General features: G+C 66.6%; 19 protein-coding genes. 9 read left to right on the top strand and 10 right to left on the bottom strand.

Features of this window, described 5'->3' with window-relative positions; translation table 11 throughout:
* Nucleotides 1-7 precede the first annotated feature (7 nt).
* From MNI96_RS08935 to MNI96_RS08900, 8 genes are all read left to right on the top strand, one after another.
* Entirely contained in the window at nt 8-2,092 is a 2,085-nt protein-coding gene (locus MNI96_RS08935) for a hydantoinase/oxoprolinase family protein (protein ID WP_249692304.1), read from the top strand.
* 14 nt (nt 2,093-2,106) lie between these two features.
* Nucleotides 2,107-3,744, top strand: a complete 1,638-nt coding sequence (locus MNI96_RS08930; protein WP_249692301.1) for a hydantoinase B/oxoprolinase family protein — start codon at nt 2,107-2,109, stop codon at nt 3,742-3,744.
* Nucleotides 3,745-3,755: 11 nt separating this feature from the next.
* Complete coding sequence (locus tag MNI96_RS08925) at nt 3,756-4,967, top strand: pyridoxal phosphate-dependent aminotransferase (RefSeq protein ID WP_249692299.1); 1,212 nt, start codon at nt 3,756-3,758, stop codon at nt 4,965-4,967.
* On the top strand, nt 4,964-5,425 hold the full coding sequence (locus MNI96_RS08920; RefSeq protein ID WP_249692297.1) for a RidA family protein: 462 nt from the start codon (nt 4,964-4,966) through the stop codon (nt 5,423-5,425). Before MNI96_RS08925 ends, MNI96_RS08920 begins: the two co-directional genes overlap by 4 nt.
* 121 nt (nt 5,426-5,546) lie before the next feature.
* Nucleotides 5,547-6,239, top strand: a complete 693-nt coding sequence (locus MNI96_RS08915) for a FadR/GntR family transcriptional regulator (protein WP_249692296.1) — start codon at nt 5,547-5,549, stop codon at nt 6,237-6,239.
* Nucleotides 6,240-6,532: 293 nt separating this feature from the next.
* Entirely contained in the window at nt 6,533-7,522 is a 990-nt protein-coding gene (locus MNI96_RS08910) for a TRAP transporter substrate-binding protein (RefSeq protein ID WP_249692295.1), read from the top strand.
* Between the two features lie 31 nt (nt 7,523-7,553).
* A complete protein-coding gene (locus tag MNI96_RS08905) occupies nt 7,554-8,072 on the top strand; it encodes a TRAP transporter small permease (RefSeq protein ID WP_249692293.1) in 519 nt (172 codons plus the stop codon).
* A 6-nt stretch (nt 8,073-8,078) separates the two neighbouring features.
* Entirely contained in the window at nt 8,079-9,380 is a 1,302-nt protein-coding gene (locus MNI96_RS08900) for a TRAP transporter large permease (protein WP_249692291.1), read from the top strand.
* 174 nt (nt 9,381-9,554) lie between these two features.
* On the opposite strand, the gene MNI96_RS08895 is transcribed toward MNI96_RS08900, so the two are convergent.
* Genes MNI96_RS08895 through MNI96_RS08885 form a run of 3 tightly spaced genes read right to left on the bottom strand, consistent with a single transcriptional unit; the run spans nt 9,555 to nt 11,420 of the window.
* Entirely contained in the window at nt 9,555-9,935 is a 381-nt protein-coding gene (locus tag MNI96_RS08895) for a RidA family protein (RefSeq protein WP_249692289.1), read from the bottom strand.
* A 19-nt stretch (nt 9,936-9,954) separates the two neighbouring features.
* On the bottom strand, nt 9,955-10,857 hold the full coding sequence (locus tag MNI96_RS08890) for a DMT family transporter (RefSeq protein WP_249692288.1): 903 nt from the start codon (nt 10,855-10,857) through the stop codon (nt 9,955-9,957).
* A 56-nt stretch (nt 10,858-10,913) separates the two neighbouring features.
* Entirely contained in the window at nt 10,914-11,420 is a 507-nt protein-coding gene (locus MNI96_RS08885) for a MarR family winged helix-turn-helix transcriptional regulator (RefSeq protein WP_249692287.1), read from the bottom strand.
* A gap of 197 nt (nt 11,421-11,617) precedes the next feature.
* On the opposite strand from MNI96_RS08885, the gene MNI96_RS08880 reads away from it, so the two are divergent.
* Nucleotides 11,618-11,959 carry a YciI family protein gene (locus MNI96_RS08880; protein ID WP_249692286.1) on the top strand — a complete coding sequence of 114 codons (342 nt, stop codon included), beginning with the start codon at nt 11,618-11,620 and terminating at the stop codon, nt 11,957-11,959.
* A gap of 62 nt (nt 11,960-12,021) precedes the next feature.
* On the opposite strand, the gene MNI96_RS08875 is transcribed toward MNI96_RS08880, so the two are convergent.
* From MNI96_RS08875 to MNI96_RS08845, 7 genes are read right to left on the bottom strand one after another with little or no spacing between them, the layout of a single operon-like run.
* Complete coding sequence (locus tag MNI96_RS08875) at nt 12,022-12,819, bottom strand: ABC transporter ATP-binding protein (protein ID WP_249692284.1); 798 nt, start codon at nt 12,817-12,819, stop codon at nt 12,022-12,024.
* A gap of 4 nt (nt 12,820-12,823) precedes the next feature.
* The gene (locus MNI96_RS08870; protein ID WP_249692282.1) at nt 12,824-13,756 is read right to left on the bottom strand and encodes an ABC transporter permease; all 933 of its coding nucleotides are present in this window, start codon (nt 13,754-13,756) and stop codon (nt 12,824-12,826) included.
* Between the two features lies 1 nt (nt 13,757).
* Nucleotides 13,758-14,726 (bottom strand): ABC transporter substrate-binding protein, encoded by a 969-nt coding sequence (locus MNI96_RS08865; RefSeq protein WP_502960319.1) that lies wholly within the window; start codon nt 14,724-14,726, stop codon nt 13,758-13,760.
* Between the two features lie 54 nt (nt 14,727-14,780).
* Nucleotides 14,781-16,022 (bottom strand): alpha-hydroxy acid oxidase, encoded by a 1,242-nt coding sequence (locus MNI96_RS08860; protein ID WP_249692280.1) that lies wholly within the window; start codon nt 16,020-16,022, stop codon nt 14,781-14,783.
* Between the two features lie 21 nt (nt 16,023-16,043).
* Nucleotides 16,044-16,415: an FAD-linked oxidase C-terminal domain-containing protein gene (locus MNI96_RS21990; RefSeq protein WP_249692278.1), complete on the bottom strand. Its 372-nt coding sequence runs from the start codon at nt 16,413-16,415 to the stop codon at nt 16,044-16,046.
* Complete coding sequence (locus MNI96_RS08850) at nt 16,415-17,572, bottom strand: prephenate dehydratase domain-containing protein (protein WP_249692276.1); 1,158 nt, start codon at nt 17,570-17,572, stop codon at nt 16,415-16,417. The genes MNI96_RS21990 and MNI96_RS08850 overlap by 1 nt, the downstream gene beginning before the upstream one ends.
* Before the next feature lie 6 nt (nt 17,573-17,578).
* Nucleotides 17,579-18,379, bottom strand: coding sequence for a class I SAM-dependent methyltransferase (locus tag MNI96_RS08845; RefSeq protein ID WP_249692274.1), 801 nt, complete (start codon nt 18,377-18,379; stop codon nt 17,579-17,581).
* Between the last annotated feature and the right edge of the window lie 219 nt (nt 18,380-18,598).

Here is an 18,598-nt window from a genome sequence, read left to right as displayed (position 1 = left end):
GGCGAACATGACGAAGGACGGCAAGCAGATCCGGGTGGGGGCCGACATCGGCGGAACCTTTACCGATGTTGCCATGGAAGTTGGCGATGCCATGCACTCCGCCAAGGTGCTGACCAACTACACGGCACCCGAGCAGGGCATCGTCGACGGCGTGCGGCTGGTCGCGGAACGCGCCGGCGTCGCGCTCGACCAGATCGACACGCTCATCCACGGCACCACGCTGGCCACCAATGCCCTGATCGAGCGGCGCGGCGCCCGCACCGCCTTCATCACCACCAAGGGCTTCCGGGACGTCATCGAGATGCGGACCGAGAACCGCTTCGAGCAGTACGACCTCGACATCGTGCTGCCGGCGCCCCTGGTGCCGCGCAACGAGCGCTTCGTCCTCGATGAGCGCATCGACGCCCATGGCAACGTGCTGAAGGAGATCGACGAGGCCGAGCTCGATGCCCTGGTCGAGCGGGTGCTGGCGGGCGGCTTCGAGAGCATCGCCGTCGGCCTCATCCACTCCTATGTCAACGGCGCGCACGAGCGGCGCGTCCGCGATGCGCTGCTGGCCCGCCGGCCGGACCTCTTCGTCTCGATCTCGAGCGAGGTCTCGCCGCAGATGCGGGAGTTCCAGCGCTTCAACACGGTCTGCGCCAATGCCTATGTGAAGCCGCTGATGGCCTCCTACCTGCGCCGGCTGACCGACAGCCTCAAGGCCGCCGGAACCACCTGCCCGGTCTTCATGATCCATTCGGGCGGCGGCATCATCAGCGTCGAGAGCGCCATCGAGTTCCCCGTCCGGCTGCTGGAATCGGGCCCGGCGGGCGGCGCGATCTTCGCCGCCCATATCGCCCGCCAGCACGGGCTGGAGCGCGTGCTCTCCTACGACATGGGCGGCACCACCGCCAAGATCTGCCTGATCGACAACCAGGTGCCGAAGACCGCCAAGACCTTCGAGGTGGCACGCACCTACCGCTTCAAGAAGGGCAGCGGCATGCCGATCTCGATCCCGGTGATCGAGATGGTCGAGATCGGCGCCGGCGGCGGCTCCATCGCCGCCGTCGATGCCATGCGCCAAATCCGCGTCGGCCCGCACAGCGCCGGTTCCGAACCCGGCCCCGCCTGCTACGGCCGCGGCGGCGACAGGCCGACGGTGACCGATGCCGACCTGCTGCTCGGCAAGCTGGCAGCTGAGGGCTTTGCCGGCGGCTCGATGACGCTGGACACGGACGCTGCAACGGGCGCCATCGAGCGCGATCTCGCCCGCCCGCTCGACATCGACGGCACCACGGCCGCCTTCGGCCTGTGCGAGGTGGTCGACGAGAACATGAGCAACGCGGCGCGCATGCATGCGGTGGAAAACGGCATGGAGCTGGCCGACTACACGATGATCGCCTTCGGCGGCGCGGCGCCCCTGCATGCCGGCCGGCTGTGCGAGAAGCTCGGTATCAGCGAACTGCTGGTGCCGCCGGGAGCGGGCGTCGGCTCGGCCATCGGCTTCCTGCGTGCGCCCTTCGGCTTCGAATCCGTGCGCAGCGCCTTCCTGCGGCTCAGCGCCTTCGACGCCGGCAAGGTCAACGCCGTGCTGAAGGAGCTGGCCGAGGAGGCGACCGCCTTCGTGCGGTCCGGCGCGCCGGACGCGGTGCCGAGCCTCGAATGCACCGCCTACATGCGCTATGCCGGCCAGGGCTGGGAAGTGCCGGTCGAGGTGGACGTGCGCGACTACGCCGCCGGCGAGGTCGAGGTGTTCCGCAAGGGCTTCGAGGAGGTCTACGAGCAGCTGTTCGGCCGGCTGATCGACAAGCTCGACATCGAGATCGTCAGCTGGTCGCTGCGGGCAAGCTCCGAGGCCTATCCGGCGCCGCGCGTGCCGCGCGTCGAGGCGAAGCGCCGGCTGGAGGCGGCCGAAACGCGGCAGATGTTCGAGGCGCGCACCGCCGGCTTCGTCGCCGCCACGGTCGTGGCGCGCTCCGAGCTGGCGCCGGGCGACTGCGTCGCCGGCCCTGCCGTCATCACCGAAAACGAGACCACCACGATCATCACGGACGGACAGGAAGCGATCTTCCAGGCCGACGGATGCCTGCTCGTCCGCTCGAAAGCGTGAAGGAAACACAAGCCATGACCGGAAATTCGCTCTCCGACGTCCGCATGCAGGTCATGTGGAACCGCCTCATCTCGGTGGTCGAGGAACAGGCCGTCACGCTCATCCGCACCGCCTTCAGCACCAGCGTGCGCGAGTCCGGCGACCTGTCCGCCGGCGTGTTCAACCGCGGCGGCAAGATGATCGCCCAGGCCGTCACCGGCACGCCGGGCCACGTCAACGCCATGGCCGAGGCGGTCGGCCACTTCATCAACGACATCGGCCCGGACAACATCTTCGAAGGCGACGTCTACATCACCAACGATCCGTGGAAGGGCACCGGCCACCTCCTCGACATCACCATGGTGACGCCGTCCTTCCGCGGTGGCGCGCTGGTCGGCTTCTTCGCCTGCACCGCGCATGTGGTGGACGTGGGCGGCCGCGGCTTCGGCCCGGATGCCAACGAGGTCTACGAGGAAGGCATCTTCATCCCGATCATGAAGTTCGTCGAGCGCGGCACCGTCAACCGCGACCTCGTCAACATCCTGCGCCACAATGTGCGCGAGGCGGACCAGGTGGTCGGCGACATCTTCTCGCTGGCGGCCTGCAACGAGACCGGCCACCGGCGGCTGATGGACATGATGGGCGAGTTCGGCCTCGCCGACCTGGAGGAGCTCGCCGATTTCGTCTTCGAGCGCAGCTACAACGCGACGCTGGAGCGGATCGCGGCGCTGCCGAAGGGCTCCTACGACAATGTCATGCGCGTCGACGGCTATGGCAGCCCGGTCGACCTGGCCGTGCGCATCGACGTGCACGACGACCACATCCTTGCCGATTTCGACGGCACCTCCGGTCCGAGCCCCCTCGGCATCAACGTGCCGATGATCTACTCCAAGGCCTATGCCTGCTACGGGCTGAAATGCGCGCTGGCCCCGGACATTCCCAACAATCACGGCTCGCTCGCCCCGTTCCACTTCGCCGCGCCGACCGGCTGCATCCTCAACGCGCAGCATCCCGCCCCGGTGGCGGTGCGCCACGTGCTGGGGCATTTCATCCCCGACGCGGTGCTCGGCGCGGTGCACAAGATGCTGCCGGGCCGGGTGCCGGCGGAAGGCTCCGGCGCGCTGTGGAACCTGCATGTCAGCGCCCGCCCGCTGCAGGGCGCGCAGGCCCCCGCCGACGGCGGCCGGCGGGCCGAGGTGCTGCTGTTCAACAGCGGCGGCGGCGGCGCCCGGGCGAGCCTCGACGGCCTGAGCGCCACCGCCTTCCCCAGCGGCGTGCACTCCATGTCGATCGAGGCGACCGAGCATGTCGGCCCGGTGATCTTCTGGCGCAAGGAGCTGCGCGACGGGTCGGGCGGCGCCGGCCGGTATCGCGGCGGCCTCGGCCAGGTGGTCGAGATCGGCGCGGCGGCCGGCCACGAGTTCCACTTCAACGCCATGTTCGACCGCATCGACCATCCCGCGCGCGGACGCGACGGCGGCCATGACGGCGAGCCCGGCTCGGTGACGCTGGACGACGGCACCCGCCTTGCCTCCAAGGGACGCCAGCACGTGCCGGCCGACCGGCGGCTGATCCTCTCGCTTCCCGGCGGCGGCGGCTTCGGCGCGCCGGACAAGCGGGATCCGGAGGCGGCGGCCCGCGACGAGGCGTTCGAATATGTGGTGGCCAAATGAGCCGGCCCGCCATGAGCTATGAGGCCGAACGCGCCAGCCGCATCAAGCTGTCGCCGGCCATGGCGATCTCGGTGCGGGCGCGCGAGTTGCGCGCCGGCGGCGCCGACATCGCCGACCTCAGCGTCGGCGAGCCGGACTTCGACACGCCCGCCCATGTTCTGGATGCGGCCGAGGCGGCGATGCGGCGGGGCGAGACCCACTACACCGCCGCCGACGGCACGGCGGAGCTGAAGGACGCCATCGTCGCCAAGTTCGCCCGCGAGAACGGGCTGGAGGTCTCCCGCCAGGAGGTTTCGGCCGGAAACGGCGCCAAGCAGGTCATCTTCAACGCCTTGATGGCAACGCTGGAGCCGGGCGACGAGGTGCTGGTGCCGGCGCCCTACTGGGTCTCCTATACGGACATGACGCTGCTGCTGGGCGGCGTGCCGAAGGTTGTCGAGTGCCCGATCGAGGCGGATTTCAAGCCGACGCCGGAGCAGCTGGAAGCGGCGATCACCCCGAAGACGCGCTGGCTGTTCCTCAACTCGCCGGGCAATCCGTCGGGCGCCGCCTTCTCGCGCGCCGAGCTGGAAGCGCTGGGAGCGATGCTCGAGCGGCATCCGCGGGTGCTGATCCTGTCGGACGAGATCTACGAGCACATCCTGCACGACGGGGCCGAGGCGACGCCCTTCCTCGCCGCCTGCCCGCGCTTGCGGGATCGCACGGTGACGGTCAACGGGGTCTCCAAGGCCTATGCGATGACCGGTTGGCGGATCGGCTATGCGGCCGGACCTGCCGGCCTGATCAAGGTGATGGCCAAGATCCAGTCGCAGAGCACCTCCAACCCCTGCTCGGTCGCCCAGGCGGCGGCCATCGCCGCGCTGAACGGGCCGCAGGACTTCGTGGTCGAGGCGGGCCGCGAATACACCGCCCGCCGCGACCTGGTGATGGAAGGGCTGTCCGGCATTCCCGGCCTCCGCTTGCGCAAGCCGGAGGGCGCGTTCTACGCCTTCGTCGGGTGCAAGGGCCTGATCGGCCGGCGCCGGCCGGACGGGACTCTGCTGACCAGCGACGCGGACGTGTGCGACTACCTGCTGGAGGCGGCCGGCGTCGCCACCGTGCCGGGCGCCGCCTTCGGCCTGTCGCCCTACGTGCGCCTGTCCTTCGCCGCCGCACGCCCCCTGCTCGAAGCCGCCTGCACGCGCATCCGCGCGGCGGTCGCAGCGCTCGAAGACGCGGCATGAGCCCGCTGGAACGGCTGCGCGACCTCGGGCTTGAGCTGCCGCCGGTGCGTGGGGCCGCCGGCTCGTACATTCCGGCCCGACGGGCAGGTCCGCTGCTGTTCCTGTCGGGACGAGGCGGGGCCGGCGCCGACGGGCAGGTCGCCTCGGGCCGGGTCGGCGAGAGCGTGACGACGGCCGAGGCGCAGACCCATGCCCGCTCGGCCGGGCTGCAGCTGCTGGCCGCCGCGCAGGCGGAGCTCGGCGATCTCGGCCGTATCCGCGCCGTGGTCAAGCTGCTGGGGATGGTCAATGCGGTTCCCGGCTATCGCGACCATCCGAAGGTGATCGACGGCTGCTCCGATCTCTTCCTGCAGGTGCTGGGCGAGGCCGGGCGCCATGCGCGCAGCGCCGTCGGCGTCGCCTCGCTGCCGCACGACATGAGCGTCGAGGTCGAGGCCATCCTGCTGGTGGATGACTGAGGGGAAACCGGGCCCGACATCGACTATCGTAGCAGCGCGGGCGCGGCTGCCGCTCTGGAACGGCCATGTGGTCTGTTATATGATGCCCAACAGGCACAGCGGGACGCAAAAAGGAAGACGAATGCTCGGGCGACGGGAAAGCCTTTCATCGCAGCTCAAAAAGCAGATCCTGCAGAAGATCGACGACAAGGTTTATCTTCCCGGCGAGCGCATCCCTTCCGAGAGCGACCTGTGCGCCGAGTTCGGCGTCAGCCGCACGGTGGTGCGCGAGGCCGTCGCCTCGCTGCGCGCCGACGGCGTGCTGAAGTCGCGCCAGGGCATCGGCGTCTTCGTCGACGACGCGCCGCGCCTGCAGCCCTTCGAGATCTCGCCGCTGCCCGATGCGGCGGTGCAGGAGATCCTGCAGATCCTGGAGCTGCGCCTCAGCGTCGAGCTGGAGGCCGCGGCCATGGCGGCCGAGCGGCGCAGCGAGGAGCAACTGGCCGAGATCCGCGATGCGCTGGAGCGGCTGTCGGCGGAAGGCGCGGGCCAGAGCGGGCCGATGGATTTCGAATTCCATCTCGCCATCGCCCGGGCCACCAACAACCCGTATTTCGAGAAGTTCCTGACCTTTCTCGGGCCGCAGATCATCCCGCGCCTGCGCGTCAATGCCATCGCCGGCACGGCCCGCACCGGAGCCTATAACGACAAGCTGCAGGACGAGCACCGCGCCATCCTCGACGCCATCGAGGCCGAGGACCCGGCCGCCGCGCGCGACGCCATGCGCCGCCACCTGTCGGGCAGCCTGATGCGCTACCGCCAGTCCGCCGTCTGACGCTCTGCCCCCCTGCCGGCCCCCGCCGGCAGCACGCAGCACCCGTTTCACCCGCATGGATCCAGCCCGTGAGGCTATCGGCCGGCCCATGCCGGCTGCGCGGCCGCGCGGCCGCGCACCCGCTCGCCTGACCATCGACAAAAATTGCCGGAATCGCCGAAACCGCGTTTTACGGTTTTGACACATATGACAACATATGACAGTCTGCATACCTAAAGCGAGAGGCAAGCCAATTGCCCGCGCGCCAGGAACCCCCGCCGGCGCCCCATCGACCCAACAGACGGAGAACAAGAATGTCCCTGAAGTCCCTGCTTCGCGCGGCCGCCCTGGCCTCGGCCACCCTCGCCCTCGCCGGTCCCGCCCTTGCGGCCACCCAGTGGACGATGGCCTCGGGCTACCCGGAAACCAGCTTTTTCACCAAGAACATCCGCCAGTTCATCGCGGCGGTGGAGGAGAGGACCAAGGGCGAGCTGAAGATCGACCTGCGCTCCCATGACAGCCTCATCAAGCTCGACAACATCAAGCGTGCCGTGCAGTCGGGCCAGGTGCAGATCGGCGAGATCCGCATGGGCGTCTACGGCAACGAGCAGGAGATGTTCAACCTCGACAACATCCCCGGCGTCGTGCCGACCTTCGACAAGTCCTGGAAGCTGATGGAGGCGCAAAAGCCGTTCTACGACGAGTGGTTCGGCCGCAACGGCATGCGCGTCATCACCTATGTGGCCTGGCCGGGCCAGGGCTTCTTCACCGCCGCGCCGATCAACTCGCTCGACGACCTGAAGGGCGTGAAGCTGCGCATCTACTCGCAGCAGACCCAGGTGATGGGCGAGAAGCTCGGCACCCAGGCGATCATCCTGCCCTTCGCAGAGGTGCCGCAGGCCTTCGCCACCGGCATGATCGAGGCGCTGTGGACCAGCGCGCAGTCGGGCACCGACGTGCAGGTGTGGGATTATCTCGACGTGTTCACCTATACCGGCACGATGCACAACAAGAACGCCGTGATCGTCAACGAGCGGGCCCTGCGCGCCCTGCCGGAGGAGATCCGCCAGATCGTCATCGAGGAAGGCGAGGCGGCGACCGCGCGCGGCTGGGAGCTGGCCAAGGCCGCCAGCGAGGAGCGCGAGAACGTGCTCAAGGAGCACGGCATCACGATCAACCAGGCGCCGCAGGACGTGCTCGACCGCATCGACGAGATCGGCAAGGAGATGGTCGCCGACTGGATGACCCGCGCCTCCGACGCGGAAAAGGCGGTCTACGAGGCCTATCAGGCCTCGCTCGACTGATCCGCCAACAGCCAAGGGAGGAGGAACCGGCATGATCCGACGCGTCCTCGACAGCCTCTACGAGGCGGCCGGCTATCTGGCGGCCCTGTTCCTGATCGGCATCGGCGTGACGATCGTCGTGCAGGTGGTGGCCCGCACCCTGTCGGTCACCGTCGATTCCACCGAGGCGGCCGGACTGTGTCTGGCCGCCGCCACCTTCTTCGGCCTGGCGCATACGTTCCGGCAAGGGGCGCATGTGCGCATCACGCTGGTCGTCGGCCACCTGCCCGCCGGACCGAAGCGGGTCTTCGAGGTCTTCAACTGTCTCGTCGCCGCCGCCGCCGTGTGCTTTCTCGCCTGGCACGTCATCGAGCTGACCTTCCAGTCCTACAGCTACAACGACGTCAGCCCGGGCCTGCTGGCCATGCCGTTCTGGATCCCGCAGGCCGGCGTCTCGGCCGGCGTGGTGCTCTTCGCCGTCGCGATCCTCGACGACCTTGTGCAGGTGCTGCTCGGCCGCGAGCCGAGCTACGACCGCGACATCCAACCCGAAGACAGCCACGCAGAGTAGACCCTCATGGACATGATCTTCGTCTCCGCCATCACCCTGGTGGTCCTCGTCTTCGGGCTTCTGGCCGCCGGCGTGTGGGTCTCCGTCACGCTGCTGGCCGTCGGCATGGCGATGATGGCGCTGTTCACCTCCGCCCCGACCGGCTCGCTGATCGCCTCGACCCTGTGGGACAGCAGCTGGGGCTGGGCGCTGACATCGCTGCCGCTGTTCGTGTGGATGGGAGAGATCCTCTTCCGCTCGAACCTGTCGGAAAACATGTTCCGCGGCCTGTCGCCGCTCGTCGGTCGCCTGCCCGGCGGCCTGCTGCATGTCAACATCCTGGGCTGCGGCGTGCTGGCGGCGATCACCGGCTCCTCGGCGGTCACCTGCGCCACCATCGGCCGCATGACGGTGCCGGAACTGTCGAAGCGCGACTACCCCGACAACATGACCATCGGCACGCTGGCGGGTTCGGGCACGCTCGGCCTGCTGATCCCGCCCTCGATCATCATGATCGTCTACGGCGTGACGGCGGAGCAGTCGATCGCCCGCCTGTTCATCGCCGGCGTGGTGCCCGGCCTGCTGCTGATCGCCCTGTTCATGGGCTACACGGCGATATGGAGCCTGGTGCGGCGCAACAAGATGCCGGAGCCGGAAACCGCGCCGAGCTGGCGCGCCAAGCTGGCGGGCCTGCGCAACCTCGCCCCGGCGGTCGGCCTGATCGCGCTGGTGATCGGCTCGATCTACGGCGGCTTCGCCACCCCGACCGAGGCGGCGGTGATCGGCGTCATCGGGGCGCTGGCCCTGTCGGCGCTGAGCGGGACCCTGACGCGCGCGACCTTCATGGAGGGCGTCATGGCGGCCGTGCGCACGTCCTGCATGATCTCGTTCATTATCGCCTGCGCCGCGTGCCTGTCCATCGCCGTCGCCTTCGTCGACCTGCCGCGCCAGCTCGCCAGCTGGGTGGATGCGCTGAACCTGTCGCCCTATGCGCTGCTGGCGGTGCTCGGGCTGCTGATCCTCGTCCTCGGCTGCTTCCTGGAAGGGATCTCGATCATCGTGCTCACCTCCTCGGTGATGCTGCCGATGGTGCAGACGGCCGGCGTCGACCTGATCTGGTTCGGCATCTTCATCACGATCCTGATCGAGGCGGCGCAGATCACCCCGCCGGTCGGCTTCAACCTGTTCGTGATGCAGAGCGTGACGGGCGCCAACATCCTCACCGTGGCGAAGGCGACCTTCCCGTTCTTCCTGCTGCTGATGGGGCTGCTGACGCTGATCACCCTGTGGCCGGACATCGTGCTCTGGCTGCCCCGGCTGATGAACTGAGGGCGCGGCAGCCTCCCACCTGTCCTCTCGCCGCCTCCCTCGGCCCGGCAGGCGCCTGCAGATCGCGGGCGCCTGCCTTTTTCGTCCCCGCCACCTTCGCCGCGAAGTGAGCGCAGCGCCCGGCCGCCCGGCCCGGCGTGCGGAGCACGTCAGGTTCAAGCCACATCGATGAATTCAGGTCGCCCCTCCCAGTGGTTTGTAGGCAATGGCTTCGACCTCGATCTTCGCCTCCACCATCAACTGGGAGGCAACGCAGGAGCGCGCAGGCGGGTCTTGCGGGAAGTATTTGCCGTAGATCGTGTTGAAGCGCGGGAAGTCGGCCGGATCTGTCAGCCAGATCGTTGTCTTGACCACGTCGTCGAGCGTTGCCCCGACCCGCCCGAGGGCGCCCGCAATGTTGTCGAGGACCTGACGCGTCTGTACCTCGATATCCCCGGCGACCAGCGTGCCGTCCGGGGCGAAGGGAACCTGGCCCGACAGGAAGATGTAGTCGCCCGCCCTGACAACGGCCGAAAGCGGCACCACGGGATGGGTGGCGAAGGTCTGCTTGGGCATGAGGGTCCGACTCCTTTCACTAAGCCGATTCTGCCTGCACCCGCGCAGGGCGGCGGGCCTGGGCGCTGAGCACCAGAACGTTGCCCACAAGCACCGCCACCCCCCCGCTCAGCACGTAAGCGTTGATCGTCAGGTTCTCGAACAGTGCGGACAGCAGCAGCGCCACCACCGGCACAAGGGCCAGCGTGTAGGAGGCGCTCGCCGCACCGATGCGATGCACGAGGCTGAAATACATGAAGAAGGTGATGCAGGATGCGATGATCGCCAGATAGGCGAGTCCGGCGAGATAGGCGAGCGAGACGTCGACCGCAAAGCTGAGGTTGCCGATAAGCGCCATTGCAAACGAAAAGAGCGCGCCACAAAGTGCCGCCCAGCTCATCAGGACGCAGATGGGGATGCCCGCTTGCTGGTTTCGCATGGCGACGACCGTGCCGCATCCCGTGCAGGCGGCCGCCGCCAGCGCCAGCACGACGCCGACGATGGTGTCGCCGCCGGAAGATAGCCGGGCGAACTGCGGACCTGCGATCACCGCGAGGCCGACAATCCCGGAGCAGATGCCGGCAAGCATGCGTCCAGTTACCGGCGCGGACAGGAAAATCCTTCCGGCGAACGCGGCGAACAGGGGTGACGTCGACAGGATCAGCGCCGCGATACCGGAGGGGATCAGTGTCGTGGAATGATAGAAGGTGATGAAGGCAAGTCCGAAGAACAGCACCCCCTGCAGGGCGACCCAGGGGCGATCGATCGCCCGCAGGCGAATGTCGTGACCTTCCGCGATGCTCCAGGCGAACATGACGAAGCTCACGAGCGCCATCCGGTAGCCGACCGAAACTTCCGGCGCGCCCGATATCGCCTGCTGGCTGGTCACAATGGCACTGCTGCCCCACAGGACCGCGGTGGCCAGAAATAGAAGCGCGCGCATGTCTGCCCTTCGTGATTGCAGGCCTGGGGCGGGCGTCGAAACCCGGGCGAGCCCGTTCAGTCGCCTGTCTTTTGTCCGTCCGGCTCCGACTTCTCCCGCGCCCCGCCCCGCCAGCCACGCGCCATGATGCCCGCGCTGGCGTTGTCCAGTTTGGTGAGGATGGAATCCAGCATTGCCAATTCTTCTTGCGAGACGGCGCCGGTCAGTTCCTGGTCGAGACGTCTCGCCAGATCGGAAATTTCCGTGAACGCAGCCCAGCCGCTCTTCGAAAGCTCGATCGCCGCGTAACGGCGATCGGTGCGCCCGTTCTGACGCTGGGCATAGCCGAGCTCGACGAGTTGCTTGATGGCGCGCGAGACGGAGAACTGGTCGAGCCCCCCCGCCTGGCAGATTTCCTTGGCGCTGACGCCAGGCCGGTTGGCGATGATCGCCATCGTGCGCCAGGCCGAACGGGAGAAGCCGAACCTGGGACCATAGAACGCATTGAGGACGTCGGCGATGCGGACGGAGATGCGGAACAGGCGATAGGGAAGCCAGCTTTCCAGCTGGAGCTTTTCGTCCATGCCGGTTTCGGCGGCAGGGGCGGCCAGTCCGGTTTGCCCCGGAGTTTTGTTGCTAAACGATTGCATTTTGCAATCATATCTTCTTTAATAGGATATGGCAACGGCTTATGCCGCCAACACCCTAAAACATGGGGAAGCTTGGCCAAAGGGGGAACGCGCGATCAGGGCGTGGCCACACGCAAAGGGGAACCCTGACCATGCCATTCGTCATACATTGCCTCGACCGGCCGGACGCGGGCGACTTGCGCCGGCGCACCCGGGCCGAACATCTGGAATATATGATCACCCACGGCGACCGTGTCGCCTTCGGCGGACCGCTGCAGGACGACGACGGATCGCGGGTGATCGGGAGCCTCATGGTATTGTCGTATGAAGCCCGGGAGGAGGTGGAGGCATTCCTGAAGGACGAGCCCTATTCCCGTGCCGGACTTTTCGTGGACCTGAGCGTCAGCCGTTTGCGCCAGATGGTGCCGGAAGATCCTCCGGGCCTGCTTCTCAAGGAGCTGGAGCGCGAGCGATCCGCCGGCCAAGTGGGCTGAGGAAGGGGATGCGGCCCCGCTCCCCGTCGGCAAATCGAACCGGACAACCGGGACCGCATCTCTCAGGCAAGCACCAACTGGTCGTCTTCGACCGCGCTGCCGGTCGACTCCTTGAAGAGGTCGAGCAGGTCGGGGACATCATAGCCTTTGCGCTCTTCGCCATGGATGTCGAGCAGGACGCGCCCAGCATTCATCATGATCGTGCGGGTTCCGTAGTCGAGCGAATTGCGCATGCTGTGGGTCACCATCAGCGTCGTCAACTTCTGCTCGCCCGCGATTTCCGCCGACAGATCCAGAACAGTCGCCGCCGCGCCAGGATCGAGTGCCGCCGTATGCTCGTCAAGGATCAGGATCTTCATCGGCAGCAGCGTGGCCATGAGCAGACTGAGCGCTTGCCTCTGCCCCCCCGACAACGTGCCGGCAAGGGAACCGAGCCGGCCCTCCAGCCCCATGCCGAGCCGCGATACCTGTTCGGCGAGCTTGCGCCGTTCACGCCCCCGACCCAGCGCGCTGCGCATGGAGCGTCGCCCGCCCCGGCTCATCGCCAAGGCCAGGTTCTCCTCCACCGTCAGCGAACTGCAGGTTCCCAGTCGGGGCTCCTGGAAGACCCGGCCGATCATGGCCGCGCGCTGCTCGGTCGGGAAACTCGTGACGTCGTGCCCGTCGATATAGATGCCGCCCCGATCGAGGCGGACATCACCGGCGACCGCGGAGAGCAACGTCGACTTGCCCGCACCATTGGTGCCGATGATGGTCACGAACTCGCCTTCCTCGATATCGAGATCAACGCCGCGCAGGGCCGGGACCGCCAGTGGGGTCCCCGGGTTGAAGGTTATGTAGGCATCGCAGACATTCAGCACGAGTTCATCCTTTCTGCGGTTGCACGGTCAGCAGGGCGCGACGCAGCTTCGGCCACAGCTTGAACCGGCTGTTGCGCCGGGCCTGAGACAGAACAACTGCGATGGCGACGACGACGGCCGTGACCAGATTCAGATCCTGTGCCTGGATACCCAGGAAGCCCACACTCAACGCAGCGGCGATGAAGAAGCGGTAGAGCACCGCGCCGATCAGACAGCCGAGCGTTGCCAAGACCACCTTGGTGGAGCCCAACAATGTCTCGCCGATGATCAGCGCAGCAAGGCCGGTGACGATCGTGCCGATGCCGATGGAGACGTCGGCCATCCCCTGGCTCTGGGCGAACAGCGCGCCCGCCAGGCCCACCAGCGCGTTAGAGAGCGTCATGCCGATGAGGGTCATGCGGTCATTGCTGACCGATTGCGCCCGCGCCATGACCGGGTTCTCGCCGCTTGCCCTGAGCGCCAGCCCCACCTGTGTGCCGAGAAACCAGTCGACGAGAACCTTCATTCCCAGGGCGATGACGAAGAGCACAATGGAGGTGGTCCAGATGCCGAAATCGAACCATTTCTCGAACGGCGTGAAGATGGTCGCCTCGCCATAAAGCGAGATGTTGGGACGGCCCATCACTCTCAGATTGATGGAGTAGAGGGCGACCATGGTGAGGATTCCGGCCAGCAGGTTGAGGATCCGGAACCGGACATTGAGAAAGCCGGAGACGAAGCCGGCAGAGGCGCCGGCGAACGTGGCGAGCGCGGTCGCCAGAAAGGGATCGACACCGTTGACGATGGCGACGGCGGCCGCGGCCGCCCCTAGTGGAAAGCTGCCGTCGACCGTCAGATCAGGGAAGTTGAGGACACGGAAGGAGAGATAGACTCCGAGCGCGACCAGCGAGAAGAGGAGCCCGGCTTCGATGGCTCCCGAAATGGCGAGCGCACTCATCTCACTCGATCACCTTCGTGGCTGTTTCCAGAAGCCCGCCGGGTATGGTGACGCCCATGGCCTTTGCCGAGGACGTGTTCAGGTAGAGCTCCTGAGTGTCGAGGACGCCGACCGGGATCGTAGCGGGGCTTTCGCCCTTGAGCACGCGCACCGCCATCCGTCCCGTCAGGCGGCCCAGCTTGTAGTAGTCGAAGCCGAGGGCCGCGAGCGCGCCGCGCTTCACGGAATCGGTATCGCTGGCAAAGACCGGCACCTTCGCCTTCTTTCCGACGTTCACCACGCTTTCCACCGCCGCCACGACCGTGCTGTCGGTCGGAATGAGGATGGCATCCGCGCGCCCGGCGAGGCTGACGGCGGCATCGGCAACCATGGCGGTCTGCGAGGCGGAGCTTTCCTCGAGCGCCAGCCCGTAGTCGGAGAGTTCGGACTTGAGATCCTCAACTTGGGCGACGGAATTCGCCTCGCCCGCGTTGTAGACGACACCGAGCGTCTTGGCGTCGGGCACCAGCATCTTGATGAGCTCCAGGGTCGGACCGAAGGGTTGCTTGTCGCTGGTGCCGGTGATGTTGCCGCCCGGCTCATTCACGCTTTTGACCAGCTTGGCGTCCACCGGATCGGTGACGGCCGAGAAAAGCACCGGGATGTCGCCGGCCGTGCTCTGCAGGGCCTGCGCGGAGGGTGTGGAGATGGCGATCAGCAGGTCGGGCTTCAGGCCGGCGAACGTCTTCGCGATCTGGATCTGAGTTGGCATGCTGCCCTGCGCGCTCTGCACGTGCAGGGTGAGGTTTTCGCCCTCCTTGTAGCCGGCCTCCGCCAGTTCGTCGACGATGCCCCTGCGCGCGGCGTCGATGGCCGGATGATCGATGATATAGGTGATGGCGACGCTCGTCGTCTCGGCACTCCCGGCAGTCGATCCGGTCACCGCCATCAGAAGCGCCGCAGCCCATGCTGCGAGTTTGTGGCTGAGCATCTGTCTGTTCCTCTTCTGTGTGCTTCTTGCTGGAAGACGGTGCTGTTTCCCGTTTCAGAGCATGGTCTTCGGTTGTTTGTCCTTTACCAGCGAAAGGGAGCTCGCAGCCTGCGCCCCGCCGGGCGTGAACAGACCGGCTTGCGGACTTTGCGGGGAACGGTGGGTGCGCAGCATGGCGGGACCGAAGTCCTGGATGCGGCGTGCCCCCATCAACATCTGGGTGACTTCGAGTTCGCTTTTCAGGATCGAAAGGGCCTGGCGGACCCCCGCCTCGCCCTTGCCGGCCAGCGCATAGAGCGTCGCCCGTCCAACCTGCACCGCGTCGGCGCCGAGTGTCAGTGCCCGCGCGATGTCGGAGCCGGTGCGAAACCCGCTGTCCACCAAAAGGGTGAGGCGCGATCCTGCCTCCGACCTGAACTCGGGCAGGATGTCGATCGTGGCGACCGCGCCGTCGAGCTGTCGCCCGCCATGGTTGGAGATGACGAGACCGTCCACGCCGATTTCGAGCGCCTTGGCCACCTGGCCGGGATCGAGCATGCCCTTTACGAGAAGCGGCCCATCCCAGACGTCGCGCACCCACTTGATGTCCTCCCATCCGACGGAAGGATCGAGCTGGGACTGCATGAGTTCCGCGATCGTGTCCGTCTGCTGAAGCCCCAGTTCCGCGGCCATCACCTCCAGCCTGGGGGCACCGGCACGCGCCATGCGCAGGCTCCAGGCCGGGTGGGCGGCGAGGCTGGCCAGCTTTGTCGCCGTCCAGCGGAAAGGCAGGGAAAAGCCGTTTCTGGCATCCCGCAGGCGACGGCCCGGAATGGCGTTGTCGACCGTGACCTCCAGCGCCTTGAAGCCGAGGGCCCTCGCCTTCGAAACGAGCCGCAGACTGACGTCGCGATTCTTGAAGATGTAGAGCTGGAACCACTTGATGCCGTCGCCCACCTCGGCAACCTCCTCCATCGTGGCGGTGGCGGCCGTGCTCATGACGAAGGGAATTCCCGCGGACCCGGCAGCTCGCGCCAGATCGATATCGCCGCGCGGCCAGGCGACGCCGGCCAGCCCGGTCGGGCCGACAATGACCGGCATGGCATGGTCATGACCGAACAACGTGACGGATTGCGAGCAGTCGCTGACGTCGATGGGTGCACTGCCGAGAAGGCGAATGCGGTCGAGCGCGGCCCGGTTTTCCGCCAGGGTGTTCTCGCTGCCGCTGCCGCCGTCGATGAAATCGAAGACGAAGCGGGGCAGCCGCCGTCGCGCCAGTTCGCGAAAGTCGGCGATCGACTGGGGATTGTTGTTCATCGTTTCGGCTGATCCTCCCGTTCAGATGAATGGCGGCGTTTCTTCCGCCTCGACCACTTTTCCCGGATTGAGGATGTTGCGCGGATCGAAGGCGCGCTTGACCGCCGCCATGGCGCACACGCCCGCGCTCCCGTGCTCTTCGGCGAGACATTCGATCCGCGCGACCGGAATGCCGGAGCCCATGATCGCGACGGCACAGTCGATCGCGGCGCGCGAGGAGGGAAGGGCGACCGCATCCGGTGGATAGGCCGGCCTGTAGCTGGAATCGCGACCATGCTGTTCGCGCAACGGCGGGGCGGTCGACCCTCGCTTGTCGAGCCGGGCCGAGAGGATGGAGATGACCGTCTCAAGCGCGTCGGGAGCGGCCGACTGCAGGAAGGCCTCATTCGCCACTACACTCCCCTCCGCCCGGTTTCATCGAGTGCATGAGCCTGCGGATCGGTCCCGCAGGTCGTCGGCTCCGTGTCCGCGCGTCTTCTCGCCCCCGTATCGTGCATGGGAAATGTCCCCAGGATGGCGTAGCTCGTGCTGTGCCTCTTGAGGGTGTCGAGCGCGCGGCCGACATGCGGGTGATAGGGGTGGCCCTCGAACTCGCAGAGGAAGCGGGTCGCCACGAATTGTCCGTCGACCAGATAGCTTTCCAGCCTGGTCAGGTTGATGCCGCCGTGGGCAAAGCCACCTACAGCGTGGAAGAGAGCGCCAGGGGTGTTGCGTACCTCGAAGAGCACACAGGTCAGGATGTCCTGCTCCTGCGGCGCGGGGACGACCGGCTCGCATGCCAGTACGTAGAAGCGGGTCATGTTGAAGGGATTGTCTTCGATGTTTCGCTGCAGGATCGTCAGGCCGTAGGTCTGCGCGGCAAGTTCTGACGCCACCGCCGCGTCCGCACGGTCGCCCGTCTGGCGCAACAGGGCGGCGGCCGTGGCCGTGTTCCCCTGCTCCACCGGGGTCAGTCCACGTGCGGAAAGGAAGCGGCGAACCTGCCTCAGTGCAACCGGGTGCGAATGCACCCGCCGGACCTCTTCGAGCGACCAGCCCTCCGGCGCCACCAGATGCAGCTCGATGGGCAGGAAAATCTCGCCGACGATCGACAGGCCGATTTCCGGCAGAAGCAGGTGGATATCGGGCACCCGCCCGGCCAGAAGATTTTCGCACGGCAGAACCGCCGCATCCGCCTTTCCCGCTCGCACCGCATCGATGACATCGAGAAGACTGGCACAGGCGATGCTGCGGGCCTGGGGAAAGGCGGTTCGGCACGCGATATGGGCGAAGGCGCCGGCACTGCCGTGGTACATTACAATATCGGGATCCAGCCTTCCTGCCGGTCCGGCCGGTGGACGGCTGGTGGGTCGCGGAACTCCCCTGCCCGCCAGTCGTCTCAGACCGGCTTCATGGGATTTCAGCACGACATGTTCTCCCGTCGGGGCGAGGGCATTCGACAGGTTCGGCCGATGGCGCCAGCGAGGCTGGATGCCGGTGCGACGTGACGCGCCATCGGCGCCGAGCCCTTTCGTCTTCTGGCATCTGGGCATAGCGAGGATCCTCGTCATCGTCCGTCAACCATGGGCCGGGCGAACCGCCACCATCACCGTCATGGGCCACATGAGTGCCCAGCCGGACGTGGTTTGGCTGATGCTCAGATGCCGATCAGCCGCCGCCAGGCAGTCTTCGGCCGTGTATTCGGGTTTGGCGGAGAACAGGAGCTGCAGGAAGCGGCCGATATCCTCGCGCTTTCTGAATTCCCAGGGGGTGACCATCTCGTGGAAGACCGGCGCACCCCATCCTGTCAGTTGGCACAGGCTTTCGGCGAATTCGTGCGAGAGATAGGCCACTTCGTGACCGGTGGAACAGCTTCGCGCTATGAAGGCGTCGAAGTAGCGGGCGAGCGGCGTGCCGGCGAAAATGTCATTGATGACCAGGCGCCCTCCTGGGCGCACCACCTGCGCAAAGCGGGTGAAGGCCGAGGTCTTGTCGGTGACGTGGTGGATCGCCCCCCGGCTCCAGATCGCATCGAACCCGCTGAAATTGATATCGAGCGTATCGGCGGAGGCCGGCACAACACGGATGTTGCCGTGCTCGCTCTGGCTTTCCAGATCCGAAAGCTGCTCAGTGGAGGGATCGCTGGCGACCAGAAGACCGTTTGGACCGAGGTAATCTGCGATGGCGGTGCTGAAATAGCCATTTCCCGCGCCGACCTCCAGGATGCGTTCGCCCGGTGCCGGGTTCAGAAAGCGCTTCATGCAAGCGATATCGGGAAGCCAGGCATCGCTGTAGTCCGACAGCGCACTCCGGTAGTCCGAAGACCGCTTTCCCGTGAATTCCAGCGACGGAGAGTCAATCTTTGTATCGGCATACATCACGGTGGTCCTTCTGATTGTAGAAGTGTGTCGACCGCTCGGAAAAACGTGTGCCTTGGGAATCTCCTCATTTGCTTTTGGCTGCCCGCTCAGGGCGAGCGGGCGGCAATCTCGCGCATCGTCAAGCCAACGGGGCAAAGCCCGAGGTTTCGCGCCCAAACTTTCAATGCGCGGCGGGCTCGAGATCATTCGGCTAAGGCCGCACCGGCGAAATCGCCA

Origin of the sequence: Stappia sp. WLB 29, from assembly GCF_023507705.1 — a bacterium.
GTDB lineage: Bacteria > Pseudomonadota > Alphaproteobacteria > Rhizobiales > Stappiaceae > Stappia.
This window is presented reverse-complemented; position numbering and strand designations above follow the sequence as displayed.